The organism is Halomonas sp. CnH100-B, from assembly GCF_024124605.1.
GTDB lineage: Bacteria > Pseudomonadota > Gammaproteobacteria > Pseudomonadales > Halomonadaceae > Vreelandella.
Genome location: NZ_JAMXRX010000007.1, coordinates 40,346 through 54,572 on the forward strand (window position 1 = coordinate 40,346; position 14,227 = coordinate 54,572).

At 58.9% G+C, this 14,227-nt stretch carries 13 protein-coding genes; 5 read left to right on the forward strand and 8 right to left on the reverse strand.

The window, feature by feature from the left end; all coding sequences use genetic code 11:
* Positions 1 to 40 precede the first annotated feature (40 nt).
* A complete protein-coding gene (rlmE, locus tag NH398_RS15190; RefSeq protein WP_159340793.1) occupies positions 41 to 688 on the reverse strand; it encodes a 23S rRNA (uridine(2552)-2'-O)-methyltransferase RlmE in 648 nt (215 codons plus the stop codon).
* Between the two features lie 114 nt (positions 689 to 802).
* Here rlmE and yhbY point away from each other — a divergent pair, with 114 nt between their 5' ends.
* Positions 803 to 1,129 carry a ribosome assembly RNA-binding protein YhbY gene (gene yhbY / locus NH398_RS15195; protein WP_062360548.1) on the forward strand — a complete coding sequence of 109 codons (327 nt, stop codon included), beginning with the start codon at positions 803 to 805 and terminating at the stop codon, positions 1,127 to 1,129.
* Positions 1,130 to 1,231: 102 nt separating this feature from the next.
* Here the strand turns inward: yhbY and greA are convergent, their stop codons facing one another.
* The 5 genes from greA to NH398_RS15220 all read right to left on the reverse strand — a co-directional run bounded on the left by greA (position 1,232) and on the right by NH398_RS15220 (position 7,759).
* The gene (gene greA / locus NH398_RS15200) at positions 1,232 to 1,708 is read right to left on the reverse strand and encodes a transcription elongation factor GreA (RefSeq protein ID WP_139527965.1); all 477 of its coding nucleotides are present in this window, start codon (positions 1,706 to 1,708) and stop codon (positions 1,232 to 1,234) included.
* The gene (gene carB, locus NH398_RS15205; protein WP_159340792.1) at positions 1,705 to 4,935 is read right to left on the reverse strand and encodes a carbamoyl-phosphate synthase large subunit; all 3,231 of its coding nucleotides are present in this window, start codon (positions 4,933 to 4,935) and stop codon (positions 1,705 to 1,707) included. Before carB ends, greA begins: the two co-directional genes overlap by 4 nt.
* Before the next feature lie 75 nt (positions 4,936 to 5,010).
* A complete protein-coding gene (carA, locus tag NH398_RS15210) occupies positions 5,011 to 6,156 on the reverse strand; it encodes a glutamine-hydrolyzing carbamoyl-phosphate synthase small subunit (RefSeq protein WP_174788540.1) in 1,146 nt (381 codons plus the stop codon).
* Between the two features lie 400 nt (positions 6,157 to 6,556).
* A complete protein-coding gene (gene dapB / locus NH398_RS15215) occupies positions 6,557 to 7,363 on the reverse strand; it encodes a 4-hydroxy-tetrahydrodipicolinate reductase (protein ID WP_253019174.1) in 807 nt (268 codons plus the stop codon).
* Positions 7,364 to 7,477: 114 nt separating this feature from the next.
* Positions 7,478 to 7,759 carry a DUF2218 domain-containing protein gene (locus tag NH398_RS15220; RefSeq protein WP_139527961.1) on the reverse strand — a complete coding sequence of 94 codons (282 nt, stop codon included), beginning with the start codon at positions 7,757 to 7,759 and terminating at the stop codon, positions 7,478 to 7,480.
* Between the two features lie 251 nt (positions 7,760 to 8,010).
* Here NH398_RS15220 and NH398_RS15225 point away from each other — a divergent pair, with 251 nt between their 5' ends.
* Genes NH398_RS15225 through NH398_RS15235 form a run of 3 tightly spaced genes read left to right on the forward strand, consistent with a single transcriptional unit; the run spans position 8,011 to position 10,938 of the window.
* Complete coding sequence (locus NH398_RS15225; protein ID WP_253019175.1) at positions 8,011 to 9,138, forward strand: ABC transporter substrate-binding protein; 1,128 nt, start codon at positions 8,011 to 8,013, stop codon at positions 9,136 to 9,138.
* Positions 9,128 to 10,195: an iron ABC transporter permease gene (locus tag NH398_RS15230; RefSeq protein ID WP_153843164.1), complete on the forward strand. Its 1,068-nt coding sequence runs from the start codon at positions 9,128 to 9,130 to the stop codon at positions 10,193 to 10,195. The genes NH398_RS15225 and NH398_RS15230 overlap by 11 nt, the downstream gene beginning before the upstream one ends.
* Positions 10,189 to 10,938: an ABC transporter ATP-binding protein gene (locus NH398_RS15235; protein ID WP_253019176.1), complete on the forward strand. Its 750-nt coding sequence runs from the start codon at positions 10,189 to 10,191 to the stop codon at positions 10,936 to 10,938. The genes NH398_RS15230 and NH398_RS15235 overlap by 7 nt, the downstream gene beginning before the upstream one ends.
* On the opposite strand, the gene NH398_RS15240 is transcribed toward NH398_RS15235, so the two are convergent.
* On the reverse strand, positions 10,916 to 11,818 hold the full coding sequence (locus NH398_RS15240) for a DMT family transporter (protein WP_253019177.1): 903 nt from the start codon (positions 11,816 to 11,818) through the stop codon (positions 10,916 to 10,918). The genes NH398_RS15235 and NH398_RS15240 overlap by 23 nt on opposite strands.
* Positions 11,819 to 11,994: 176 nt before the next feature.
* On the opposite strand from NH398_RS15240, the gene NH398_RS15245 reads away from it, so the two are divergent.
* On the forward strand, positions 11,995 to 12,939 hold the full coding sequence (locus tag NH398_RS15245; protein ID WP_253019178.1) for an HNH endonuclease: 945 nt from the start codon (positions 11,995 to 11,997) through the stop codon (positions 12,937 to 12,939).
* A 62-nt stretch (positions 12,940 to 13,001) separates the two neighbouring features.
* Here NH398_RS15245 and dnaJ read toward each other — a convergent pair whose 3' ends face one another.
* A complete protein-coding gene (gene dnaJ, locus NH398_RS15250) occupies positions 13,002 to 14,156 on the reverse strand; it encodes a molecular chaperone DnaJ (RefSeq protein WP_159340785.1) in 1,155 nt (384 codons plus the stop codon).
* Between the last annotated feature and the right edge of the window lie 71 nt (positions 14,157 to 14,227).

The following is a 14,227-nucleotide window of genomic DNA, read 5'->3' on the forward strand; positions in this document are numbered from 1 at the left end:
ATAAATCTTTGCTATTGCGCCAGCGCCTTGCCAGCCCTGGTTAACCGCGAAAGCCCTCCGCTAAAAAGTAGACTTCCCGAGAGCGCGCACGCGAGGCGTCTGGCTTACGAGTGACCACACGGTCGAAACTGCCGCGCAGTTCTTTTAGATACGCATCGAACCCTTCGCCTTGAAAGACCTTGACCAAAAACCGACCTTTGGGTGAAAGCGTTTCCCGGGCCAGTTCCAATGCCAGCTCGACGAGATACATGGCCTGGGGCTGATCGATGGCTGCCATACCACTCATATTGGGGGCCATGTCCGACATAACAAGGTCTACCGGACGATTTCCCAAACGTTCAAGAATCGCATTGAGCACGCTCTCTTCGGTGAAATCGCCCTGAATGAAGTCCACACCGGCCAGAGCGTCCATTTCCAAGATGTCCGACGCAATGACGACCCCTTCCGGGCCGACTTTTTCGGCAGCGATTTGGCTCCACCCACCTGGGGCAGCGCCGAGGTCGATGACCGTCATCCCGTTGCGAAACAGCTTATCTTTCTCGTCCAACTCTAGCAGCTTGTAGCTCGCCCGAGAGCGGTAGCCATCCTGCCAGCTCTGCTTCACATACTGGTCGTCGAAGTGTTCTTTCTTCCAGTTGTTGCTGGTTTTGCTCACTGAATGTTTACGGCTTGGGGGCTTTTGCTGCATGTGGGAATCTGACACTGGAATAAGAGATGGGCGCGTTCACGTGATTGCTTTCACTTAGCGGCATTTCACCGTAAGATGGAACGTTAAGCGCTAACCGGGATACCGCAAGATACCATGAGCTTGTCACAGGCACAAAAGAAAGCATTTCGTAGCATTGGCCACCATTTGAACCCCGTGGTCACCGTTTCTGAGAACGGCGTCTCCGAAAATCTGCTCGCAGAACTCAGCCGCGCGCTCAATGATCACGAGCTAATCAAAGTAAAGCTCGCCCTACCCGAACGGGATGACCGCGCTGCGATGATCAACGAGCTGCTGGCTGACAGCAACGCCGAGCTGGTGCAGACCATTGGCAAAATGGCGCTGCTTTATCGCCGCAACCCAAAGGCTAACCCCAAGCTCTCCAACGTTACCCGCTTCGAGAACCATCACGGGCGGCACTAACGCGCACAGCACTATGCTGACACGGCGCCAAGCGCCGCTAAGCTAAAAGGCCCGAAGCAGCTACCTGCATCGGGCCTTTTTTATGGCGCTATCTGCACAGCATTAGAGGTGTTCAACACTCTCAATTTCGTACTCAACGTCGCCGCCGGGGGTTTTCACCACCACCACATCGCCCTCTTCTTTACCGATCAGCGCCCGAGCGATGGGTGAAGTGACCGAGATACGGCCCGCCTTGATGTCGGCCTCATCTTCCCCCACGATCCGGTAGGTCACGCTAGCATCGCTATCGAGATTCAGCAGCGACACGGTCACTCCAAAAATTACCTTACCGGTCTTCGGCAGCTTGGTGACATCGATCACCTGGGCGCCCGAAAGCTTGCTCTCGATTTCCTGGATACGACCTTCAATAAACCCCTGCTGCTCGCGGGCGGCGTGATACTCGGCGTTCTCCTTGAGGTCACCGTGTTCACGCGCTTCGGCGATGGCCGCAATCACTCGGGGGCGCTCTTCGCCCTTCAAGTGGTTGAGCTCTTCGCGAAGGCTTTTTTCTCCCGCTACCGTCATCGGGACCTTGTTCATTGACTTGCTCCTGCATGCAGATCCTGAAGGCGCCGCACCGTAATCTCCCTACCGTACTCTAGCGCCATGCAAACAGCATTAGCGCCCGCCAAGGTGGTCGCATAGGGCACCTTGCGCGCGAGAGCAGTACGGCGAATGATCGAAGAGTCGTTAATTGCCTGACGACCTTCGGTAGTGTTCACGATGTAGGCGATTTCGTCGTTCTTCAGCAGATCGACGATATGGGGACGGCCTTCGTAGACTTTATTGACGTGCTCCACGGGTAGCCCTGCGGCTTCTATGGCCGCTGCCGTACCGCGTGTTGCACAAAGTGTGAAGCCCAATGTTAGCAGAGAACGGGCCACTTCGATAATCCCCTGCTTGTCAGGTTCACGCACCGACAGGAACGCTTTACGGTCGCCATCCAGCGCCGGGATCGCTTCGCCCGCGCCTAGCTGCGCCTTGAAGAAGGCTTCAGCGAAGGTATCGCCCGAGCCCATCACTTCACCGGTGGACTTCATCTCCGGCGAGAGAATCGGGTCAACGCCCTGGAACTTGTTGAACGGGAAGACCGCTTCTTTGACGCTGTAGAAGTGCGGCACGATTTCCCGCTCGAAGCCCTGCTCGGCGAGGGTTTTACCGGCCATGCAGCGCGCAGCAATCTGGGCCAGCGAGGTGCCGATGCACTTGGAAACAAACGGCACGGTACGCGAGGCGCGGGGATTGACCTCGATCACGTAGATCTCACCATCTTGCCACGCCAGCTGCACGTTCATCAGGCCTTTGACGCCCAGCTCCACGGCCATTTTCTTGACCTGCTCGCGCATCTCGTCCTGCACGTCGGCAGGCAGCGAGTAAGGCGGCAGCGCACAGGCGGAGTCGCCGGAGTGAACGCCCGCTTGCTCTACGTGCTGCATGATACCGCCAATTACGACCTGCTGGCCGTCAGAGACTGCATCGATATCCACTTCCACCGCGGCGCTCAGGAAGTGATCCAGCAGTACTGGCGAGTCGTTAGAGACCTTCACCGCGTTGGTCATGTAGTTTTCGAGCTCGGAGGCGTCGTAGACGATCTCCATCGCCCGGCCGCCCAGGACGTAGCTCGGGCGCACGACCAGGGGGTAGCCAATTTTTTCGGCTTTGGCGAAGGCATCTTCGAAACTGCGCGCAGTGGCGTTGGGCGGCTGTTTCAGGCCGAGCTTGTCGATCATCACCTGGAAGCGCTCTCGGTCTTCAGCGCGGTCGATGGCGTCCGGCGTGGTACCGATAATCGGCACGCCTGCAGCTTCCAGCTCGCGGGCCAGCTTCAGCGGCGTTTGACCACCAAACTGTACAATCACGCCTACCGGCTTCTCTTTATCGGCAATTTCCAGCACGTCTTCCAGCGTGACCGGCTCGAAGTAGAGACGATCAGAGGTGTCGTAGTCGGTAGAGACGGTTTCCGGGTTGCAGTTGACCATGATGGTTTCGTAGCCGTCATCGCGCATGGCGAAGGCGGCGTGAACGCAGCAGTAATCGAACTCGATACCCTGGCCGATACGGTTCGGGCCACCGCCCAACACCATGATTTTCTGGCGATCAGACACGTCCGCTTCGCACTCTTCCTCGTAGGTGGAGTACATGTAGGCCGTGTCCGACGCAAATTCGGCAGCGCAGGTATCCACGCGCTTGTAGACCGGACGGATATTGGCTGCCTGACGAGTCTTGCGGAACTCTTTTTCGGACACACCCAATAGCTTCGCTAGACGTGCATCCGAGAAGCCCTTGCGCTTGAGCTGGAACAGCTCGCGAGCGGAGAGATCCGCCAACGCGCGCTTGGAGACCGCCGCCTCGGTCAGAATCAGGTCCTCCAGCTGAACCAGGAACCAACGGTCGATGTTGGTCAGCGCAAACACGTCGTCCACGCTCATGCCCGCGCGCATGGCGTCGGCCACGAAGAAGATACGCTCGGCCCCTGCCGCCTGCAGCTCGCCCTTGATTTGGGCCATGGCGTCATCGGTGAACTCGGTAATGATCGGGTCGAGGCCGTCGTTACCGGTTTCCATGCCACGCAGCGCTTTTTGCAGCGATTCTTGGAACGTACGGCCAATCGCCATCACCTCGCCCACCGACTTCATCTGGGTGGTCAGGCGATCGTTCGCTTGGGGAAACTTCTCGAAGGTAAAACGCGGAATTTTGGTCACGACATAGTCGATGGACGGCTCGAAGGACGCTGGGGTTTGGCCGCCCGTGATGTCGTTCTGCAGTTCGTCCAGGGTATATCCCACCGCCAGCTTCGCCGCGATCTTGGCAATTGGGAAGCCGGTGGCCTTCGAGGCCAGCGCCGACGAACGGGAGACGCGGGGGTTCATCTCGATGACGACCATGCGGCCAGTCTTCGGGTCCATACCGAACTGAACGTTCGAGCCACCGGTTTCCACGCCGATCTCGCGCAGCACCGCGAGGCTGGCGTCGCGCATGATCTGATACTCTTTATCGGTCAGCGTTTGCGCCGGTGCCACGGTGATGGAGTCGCCGGTGTGGACGCCCATCGGGTCGAAGTTTTCGATCGCGCAGACGATGATGCAGTTATCGTTCTTATCGCGCACCACCTCCATTTCGTACTCTTTCCAACCCAGCAGCGACTCATCGATGAGCAGCTCGTGGTTGTTGGACAGTTCGAAACCGCGGGTGCAGATCTCTTCGAACTCTTCCTTGTTGTACGCCACACCGCCGCCGGAGCCGCCCATGGTGTAGGAGGGGCGAATGATCGTCGGGAAGCCAAGCTCCGCCTGGATTTCCCACGCCTCGTCCATGGTGTGCGCCACTTTCGCTTTGGGGCACTCCAGGCCGATGTTCTTCATCGCCTTGTCGAACAGATCGCGGTCTTCGGCTTTGTTGATGGCATCGGCATTGGCACCGATCATCTCGACACCGTACTTGGCCAATACGCCGTGCTTGTCCAGATCGAGCGCGCAGTTCAGCGCGGTCTGGCCACCCATGGTGGGCAGAATCACGTCAGGACGCTCGGCTTCGATGATTTTCTCGACCGCCTGCCAGGTAATCGGCTCGATGTAGGTAGCATCGGCCATGGCGGGATCGGTCATGATCGTGGCCGGGTTGGAGTTGACCAAAATAACCCGGTACCCCTCCTCGCGCAGGGCTTTACACGCCTGGGCGCCGGAGTAGTCGAATTCGCAGGCCTGGCCGATGACGATCGGACCAGCGCCAATGATAAGAATGCTATTGATATCGGTACGCTTAGGCATAACGGTTCCCGCAAAAAGTGGTGACGATGAGCATCAAAACGGCGTAACTAGGCAATGAGAGGCAGCGCGGCGAACCTAGCGGCGCGCCTGCATCATGGCGATAAAGCGATCGAACAGCGGCGCTACATCGCGCGGGCCAGGGCTGGCTTCCGGGTGGCCCTGAAAGCTAAACGCCGGACGATCGGTACGCTCAATCCCCTGCAGAGTGCCGTCGAACAGCGAGCGGTGCGTGGCACGTACGTTGCTCGGCAGGGTCGCTTCATCGGCCGCAAAGCCGTGGTTCTGGCTGGTGATCATCACCGTGCCGGTATCCAGGTCTTGTACCGGATGGTTGGCACCGTGGTGGCCGTGGCCCATCTTGACGGTTTTGGCACCGGAGGCCAGCGCCAGCAGCTGGTGGCCCAAGCAAATGCCGAACACCGGCGTGTCGGTTTCCAACACTTCCTGAATCGCTTTAATCGCGTAGTCACAGGGCTCGGGGTCGCCGGGGCCGTTGGCCAGGAACACGCCGTCCGGGTTCATCGCCAGCACCTCTGCCGCAGGCGTTTGCGCCGGCACCACGGTCAAGCGGCAGCCCCGCGCCGCCAGCATGCGCAGGATGTTGAACTTCACGCCGTAATCGAACGCCACCACGTGGTAGGGGCGCTCGCCCTGGCTCGCATCCGCGTAGCCTTCGCCCAAGGTCCACTCGCCTTCCGACCACTCGTAAGCCTCTTTGCAAGAGACTTCTTTGGCCAAATCCATGCCCTTCAAGCCCGGAAACGCCTTCGCCGCTGCCAGCGCCCGCTCGACGGCATCGTCGCCCTCTGCATCGGCACCTGCCAGAATCGCGCCGTTCTGGGCACCTTTATCGCGCAAAATACGCGTTAGGCGGCGGGTATCGATATCCGCAATGCCCAGCACGTTTTGGCTTTTCAGATAATCAGAGAGGGTTTGCTCGGAGCGGAAGCTGCTGGCCAGCAGGGGAAGATCGCGAATCACCAGGCCCGCTGCCGCAATGGAGGCGGACTCCACATCTTCGGAATTAATACCGGTATTGCCGATATGCGGGTAAGTCAGAGTGACGATTTGGCGGGTGTAAGAGGGGTCGGTGAGGATTTCCTGGTAGCCGGTCATGGCTGTATTGAACACCACCTCACCGCTTGTGACTCCATCCGCGCCAATGGCCGTTCCATGAAACACACTGCCATCTTCCAGGGCCAATATCGCGGGTTTGCTCAATGCGGGGTTATTCAAGACAAGTTCTCCCATGCTGGTGGGAGCCTGTGGGCGCAGGCTCGGCGATCCGGTTGTCGGCGTTTGCGTGCAAACGTCGGGTCGTAAAAAAGCGGGACGAAGCCGACAATAAAAACATCGGTTTCATCCCGCTTGTTGTTCTCATCCATGCCACCGTAACGGTCGTGACCATGGCGCAGCAGTTCGCTGACTCTTTTCTCTAACCTAACGGCCAGTGCAACAAGCGTGGTTCACTTTCCACTGACATCGACTACCACAGACATTCGCTGCAGGCGTTTTACTGGCTATTGAAAGCCACTCGGCCAAAATTTTTGGAATGTTACAGGATTTACCGACCGTCGGCTAGCCCTTTATTTTCAGCATAGGGTAAAGAACGCTTTGCCAATCAATGAAGCTCCAAGACGTCTTGCATGTCGTAGCGGCCATGAGGCTGGCTGGCGACCCAGCGAGCGGCGCGCACAGCGCCTTTGGCAAAGGTCATGCGGCTTGAGGCCTTGTGGGTAATCTCGATGCGCTCGCCTTCGGTGGCGAACATCACGGTATGCTCACCGACGATATCGCCTGCGCGAACGGTCGCAAAGCCGATCTCTTTGTCGGTGCGCGGGCCACACTGCCCTACCCGCTCGAACACGCCGTGCTCTTTTAGGGTGCGGCCAAGACTTTCCGCGACCACTTCCCCCATTTTGATGGCCGTACCGGAAGGCGCATCGACTTTATGGCGGTGGTGCGATTCGATCACTTCAATGTCGTACCCTTCATCACCCAGCGCTTTGGCCGCCGTTTCCAGCAGTTTCAGCGTTAGGTTCACGCCCACGCTCATGTTGGGGGCGAAGACCATGGCGACTTTATCGCGGTAGCTATCCAGCTCGGCCAGTTCGTCATCGTTCATGCCGGTGGTGCCGATCACGATGCGCTTACCGTGCTCGGCACAGAATGCCAGGTTCGCCAGCGTCACCTGTGGTGCGGTGAAGTCGATCAGCACGTCGAAGTCATCGACGATGGCGCTGAGCGAATCGACCGCCACCACGCCCCGCTTGCCTACGCCCGCCAGCTCGCCGATATCGGCACCGGCCAAGGAGCTGCCCGGCTCCACGATACCGCCCGCCAGGGAGGCATCGGCTTCTTGCTCGACGGCGTTGACTAACGTGCGGCCCATGCGGCCAGCTACGCCTACAATGGCAATTCGGGTCATGGAAACTCCTACGCGTGCGCTATTTGGCATCAATCTAGAAACAAAAAGGGTGGCCGCGATTATAGCAGACCACCCCGGCCGATGCGGCGCTAACGCCGCCGCCCCTCGATCACTTCAATTTTCCCAGACGATCTCTAGCGGTTCGTCTTTCGCCATCCGCACCAAATGGCTTTCGACCACGCCTTCGAGCTGGTCCAGGTGCTCCTCTTCGAGGGTTTCGATAGAGACCAGCAGCCGCTCTGGCTCGGCGTGCATCAGGCAGGTACCGCTGGCAAACACGATTTTGGCGTCCTGCTCGGTGTATTCCACCTCAAGTTTATGGGCCCAGTGCTTGCACAGGCGGTTGATCAACCGCGCGCCGGATGGGGTGGCAATCTCTGCTCGGGATAAAGGCATGCGGTTCTCTCCAAGTCGACAGACGTGATGCCCTACTAGCCTAATCGCCGCCCCCGCAAGAGCCAAGCAACGAATGAGAATTCGTTGCAACGGCGTGTTGCTCAACGCTAACGCTTATCGCTTACCTCGACACCTTTCCCGCTTTTGAGGATAATGCCGACATGAGAATAGCAATTAACATCAACATCTATGTTTGATTAAACATTCATCGTTAGCGTAGACGCTAAAGAACTCAGGTAACCAATGCCACTATGCTGTTACGTCTCTCTCTTCCTTTCGTCGGTGCGCTGACATCTCTCGTTTGCGCGTCGGCTATCGCGGCGCCCATCACGGTCACTGATATTGCTGGCCGACAGATCACCCTAGACGCCCCTGCCGAACGCGTCATCCTGGGCGAAGGCAGGCAAATCTATCTGCTGGGCATGCTCGAACCCGACGCACCACTGGCCCACGTGGTGGGCTGGCGAGAAGACTTTTCACAAGCAGACCCTGACAACTACCAGCGCTACTTAGAGCGCTTCCCCGAGATGGCTTCGATTCCCACCTTTGGAGGCTTCAAAGATGGCACCTTCGATGTCGAACAAGCGGCGTCGCTGAATCCCGACCTGATTCTGATGAACATCGAGGCAAAAGCAGCCACCGAGGATGCCGCCTACGATGACAAGCTCGCGGAACTGGACATTCCCATCGTGTACGTGGACTTCCGCGAAGACCCCATCGAGAACACCATTCCATCGATGCGTCTGATCGGCCAGTTGATGAACGACGAGGCCGCTGCCGAGGAGTTCATCACCTTTGCCGAAGCGCAGCTCGCCCGGGTTACGGAGGTCATCGAGCAAGCCAATCCCGAACGACCACGGGTCTTCGTCGACCGTGCAGGCGGCTATTCGGATGAGTGCTGCATGAGCTTCGGCCCTGCCAACTTTGGCGAGTACGTGACGCTGGCAGGCGGCACCAACATCGCCGACGGCATCATCCCCGCCAGCTTTGGCAACCTCAACCCCGAGCAAATCATCGCCGCCAACCCGCAGCACGTGGTGGTCACGGGCGGCAGTTGGGATGCCTACGTGCCAGGCGGTGACTGGGTTGGTGTTGGTCCCGGCGCCGACCAGGCGCAGGCACGGGAAAAACTGCAAGCGTTAACGACCCGCACCGCCATGACCGGCATCGACGCCGTCGAAACAGGGAACGTTCACGCGATTTGGCACCAGTTCTATAACAGCCCCTACTACTTCGTTGCCGTACAGCAGCTGGCCAAGTGGTTCCATCCCGAGCTGTTTGAAGATTTAGACCCCGAAGCCACCTTGGAAGAGCTTCACGACCGGTTTCTGCCGATCGACTATCAGCCCGGCTACTGGATAACGCTTCATGATGAGTAATGCCAACGTCGCCCACCCAACCGCCGGACGCACGTTCTATCGCGCTCAAGTGTGGCGTCGACAGCTGATTCTGGTGGGGCTGACCCTCGCGCTGCTGCTCAGTCTCTGTGTGGATTTGGCACTCGGCCCCGCCCGTTTCAGCTTGGCCGAAGTGGTCGCTGCGCTGGTGACTCCCGATGCCGTCAGCCAGCAGGCGCGAGTCATTCTGTGGGACATTCGTATGCCAGTCGCGCTCATGGCCATCGTCGTGGGGGCTAGCCTCTCGGTGGCGGGCGCGCAGATGCAGACCATCCTCAGCAACCCGCTCGCCAGCCCGTTCACGCTGGGGATATCCGCAGGCGCCAGCTTCGGTGCTGCCCTGGGCTTGGCCTTTGGTGTGGCCATCATCCCCACCGCCATCGAATACGTGGTGCCCATCAACGCGTTTCTGATGGCCATGTTCACCGCGTTTTTGATTCACGCGCTGAGCCTCAAACGCGGCGTCACCGTGGAAACCATCGTGCTACTCGGCATTGCGATGGTGTTCATCTTCAACTCGCTGATGGCGCTGATTCAGTTCTTTGCCAGCCAAGAGGCCGTGGCCGCCGTGGTGTTCTGGACGATGGGCAGCCTCACCAAAGCCACCTGGCCAAAGTTCTGGATCGCGCTTGGCGTACTCGCCCTGGTAATGCCGCTTTTGGCACGCCACGGCTGGGCGCTCACCGCCATGCGTTTAGGGGATGCCAAAGCGGAGAGCATGGGCGTTAACCCTCGCGCGCTGCGCCTAGAGGTATTGGTGCTTGTGTCGCTGCTGGCCGCCATCGCCGTTGCCTTCGTCGGTACGATTGGCTTCATTGGCCTGGTGGGCCCGCACATTGCCCGTATGCTGCTGGGCGAAGATCAGCGCTTCTTCCTGCCCGGCTCGGCCCTGTGCGGGGCGCTGATTCTCTCGGTGGGGTCGGTGCTGTCGAAGATCATCATTCCCGGCACCATCATTCCCATCGGCATCATCACGTCGCTCGTGGGCATTCCCTTCTTCCTTTTCCTCGTGCTCAATCACAAGAAGGCCGCATGGTAACGCTACAGCTCAAGAACGTGTGCGCCCGCTATGGGCGCAAAACCATTGTTCACGACATCTCCACGCCCTGCTTTCAAGGCGGGCAAGTCGTGGCGCTGCTTGGCCCCAACGCGGCAGGCAAATCGACGCTGTTCCGTCGCATTCTAGGGTTGCTGAAAGGCAGCGGCGACGTGCTCATTTCGCACACCACCGCCGAGCGGCCCGTGGCCTACATGCCCCAGGACACCGGTGCCAAAGCCGTCTTATCGGTGTATGAGTCCGTGCTGTTGGCCCGCATGCAAGGGCGTAGCCTGACGGTACAAGCAGGCGACCTTGCCCAAGTGGACAAAGCGCTTGCCGAGCTGAACATTAGCGCGCTGGCCGAGCGTGACATCGGCGATTTGAGCGGCGGCCAGCGCCAGCTAGTGAGCGCCGCCCAGGCGCTGGTGCAGGAGCCTGAAATCCTCATGCTGGACGAGCCCACGTCCGCGCTCGATCTCAACCGGCAAATTAGCCTGTTGAGCGTACTGAGACGCCTAGCCGACGAGCGGCAAATGCTGATCCTGGTCGCCCTACACGACATTGGCCACGCCCTGCGCTTTACCGATCACGCCATGGTCTTGGAACAAGGCAGGTTGATCGCCTGCGGCGCCACGGAGGACGTCATTACCCCCGAGCTGCTGCGCAGCGTTTACCACGTGAACGCTCGCATCGAGCCCTGCTCGAAAGGGCGGCCTCAGCTTATCGTCGAAGAGGCCATTTAAGGCGCTTACCTTCCAGCGCCGCCAAGACGACACCGCCCAACATCAAAGGCAGCGCCAAGAAGAAGTGGTGCGAGGCCGGAATATCGAATAACAACCAATCTGCCAACACCGGCCATAGCAAGGCGAGGTACTCGAACGGCGCTAACCGCGACGCCTCGGCATAGCGAAATGCCAGCGTCATCGCGATATGCGCCGCCCCGCCCAACAGCCCCGCCAGCACGAGCAGGCTCAACACCTCTAGGCTTAACGCTGCCCAGCCCAGCGGCAGCGTCGCCAGCCCCGCCAAGGCCGACACTAAAATGAAGTAAAATGCGATAGCGCCTGCCGTTTCCGTGCGCGAAATGCGCCGCACGGTCAGTAACGCGCCCGCCGTTAGCACCGCGCTCAGCACCGCCAATAGATAGCCCACCAGCTGGCCCGACTGGGAAGCACCGCCCACGTTCGGCAACACCAGTACGGCCATTCCCCCCATCGCCAGCCCCATGGCCAGCGCACGCACCCACGTAAAGCGCTCGCCCAACAGCAGTACACCGCCTAGTGCCATAAAAATAGGCGTCAACTGCGCCAGCAGCGTGGTCTCTGCTACCGGCAACACCGCCACAGCGGCAAACGAGGCAAACATCGCCGCCGCGCCCAATCCTGAACGCAAGGCATGGCCCAATGGCCGCCGGGTCGCCAACCCCTGAGGAAACTCCCGGCGTAGGGCCAGAAACACCACGATCGGCAACAGCGCAAACAGCGAACGGAAAAATACCGACTGCCCCACCGGCACCTCATCGCTCACGGCTTTGATACACACCAGCATGCCCGTAAACAGCACCCCCGACAGCACGCGCAGCCAAATCCCTACGTAGGGGCGATCAACAGCATCCAAAGGCATTAGGTGACTTCCTTCATTCGTTAGCGTCCAGCGACTGATAAGCGGATGCTGTTATTGTGACGTAAAATACGTGTCATTAACGCATCCAGTACCTTCTACGTGGATCATTTTTGGCAAGAAGGTCGTTATTGAGCACAAGACAATACTTCGCAGGTTTAACCGAACTTGAGAACAAAATGGAAGATGTAACGCTCACCTGCCTGACCAACCTCCGCGCTGGCCGAAGCCGGGGCCAATTGGCAGCGAATAAACCTTGCTTATTGCTCGCAATCCTATGCGAAATTCAACGCGGCCATATTTCAACACCCCAGGTGTATATTGATGATCGTTTAATTGCGCGCTATTTCGATCTGTATGAGATAGCCACCGGCGATCGGCATGCCGCCAACCCTCACTTACCGCTTTGGCACTTAAAGAGCGATCAAGGAGTTACAGGTGCTCTTTGGGAACCCAACTTCGAGAGCAGTATTGCCAATGTCGCGGACAGCATCGGGCAGCCGAAATCACTTAAAAAGCTCTCTACACTGTTCACCGAGGCAACGCTTGATCCAGCGTTATTCAATGCCTTTCAAGATCCATCGACCGCCCGTTCGGCCTGCGCCCTCATCGTGACGCACTATTTCGCTCGCTCTGACCAGCAAAACGATCTCAATGTTTACTTAAATAACGCTTTTGCTAGTGGCGAGTACGAGAAACAAACTGATCGCTTAGTTGGCGAGGTAACAGAGAATGCTCAACAGCAGGCACGCTCTGCAGCATTTCGCATGTTGGTGCTGGAAGCTTACGACTATCGCTGTGCGGCCACTCGTTTACGCTTTATTACACCAGACTATCGCTACCTCGTGGAGGCCGCTCACTTGATTCCCTTTGCCGAGAGCTTCGATGACCGGCCCTCCAACGGGTTAGCACTAACACCGAACTTGCACTGGGCAATGGACAACTACCTGATTGCCCCTGGCCCCGATCATAAGTGGCATGTCAGCCCCACTCTTGATGAACTGATGCCAGACAACGCATGGCTTCATCAGTTGGATGGCCAAGCGGTCATACTCCCCAGAGCTAAGCACAGCCAGCCTGATCCGCTGGCTTTGTCGTGGCGGATGGATCACCTGCTGCGTTGATGCAGATAAAAAAGCCCCAGCACCGGGGTGCTGGGGCTGTTACCTCAAAGCGCTCTGGGTTCTTACGGCTTCATCTCTTCAAAGAACTTCTTCACGCTGTCGAAGAAACCGGTTTTCTTCGGCGAGTGGCTGTGGCTGTTGCTGCCATCGAAGCTCTCTTGCAGTTGGCGAAGCAGGTCTTTCTGCTCGTCGTTGAGGTTGACGGGCGTTTCCAGCACTACTTTGCACAGCAGGTCGCCGGGGGCGCCGCCGCGAACGGGCTTCACGCCTTTACCGCGTAGGCGGAAGAGTTTGCCGGTTTGGGTTTCCGGCGGAATCTTCAGCTTCACGCGGCCATCCAGCGTGGGCACTTCCAACTCGCCACCGAGTGCTGCATCGACGAAATTGATCGGCACGTCGCACTGCAGGTGTTTACCGTCACGCTTGAAGATGTGGTGCGGCTTGATGGAAACCTGAACGTACAGATCGCCCGCCGGGCCACCGTTCACGCCGCTCTCGCCTTCGCCGTTGAGACGAATACGGTCGCCGGTATCCACACCCGGCGGAATCTTCACCGAGAGCGTGCGGGTTTCACGCACGCGGCCTTCGCCGTTACATTTGTGGCACGGCACTTTGATGTGCTGGCCACTGCCGTGACAGGTCGGGCAGGTTTGCTGAACCGCGAAGAAGCCCTGCTGCATGCGTACCTGACCGTGGCCGTGGCAGGTGGGGCAGGTCTCTTTGGTGGAGCCCGGCTCGGCACCGCCGCCGTCACAGCGGTCACACTCGATATGGCGCGGGACGCGGATATCCACCGTGGTGCCCGCCACCGCACTCTCTAGATCCAGCTCTAAGTTGTAGCGCAGGTCGGAACCCCGTGCGGGTGCGTTGGGCCCACGACGACGGCCACCGCCGCCACCGAAGATATCGCCAAACACATCGCCGAAGATGTCGCTGAAATCGCCAGCGCCGCCGCCACCGAAGCCACCGCCGCCAAAGCCGCCGCCCTGGCCATCCACACCGGCATGACCAAACTGGTCGTAGGCCGCGCGTTTCTCGCCGTCGCTCAAGACTTCGTAGGCTTCCGACACTTCACGGAATTTTTCCGCTGCGGTGTTATCGTCCGGGTTTCGATCAGGGTGGAATTTTTGCGCCAGACGGCGATAGGCCTTTTTGATCTCTTTCTGATCGGCCCCTTTTTCGACACCCAGGACTTCGTAATAATCGCGTTTGGACATGGGTCCTACGCCTCCTGGTTAGCTACGCACTATAGGCGTCTCGGCCGCGGAAACAGCAACGCGGGAGTTGC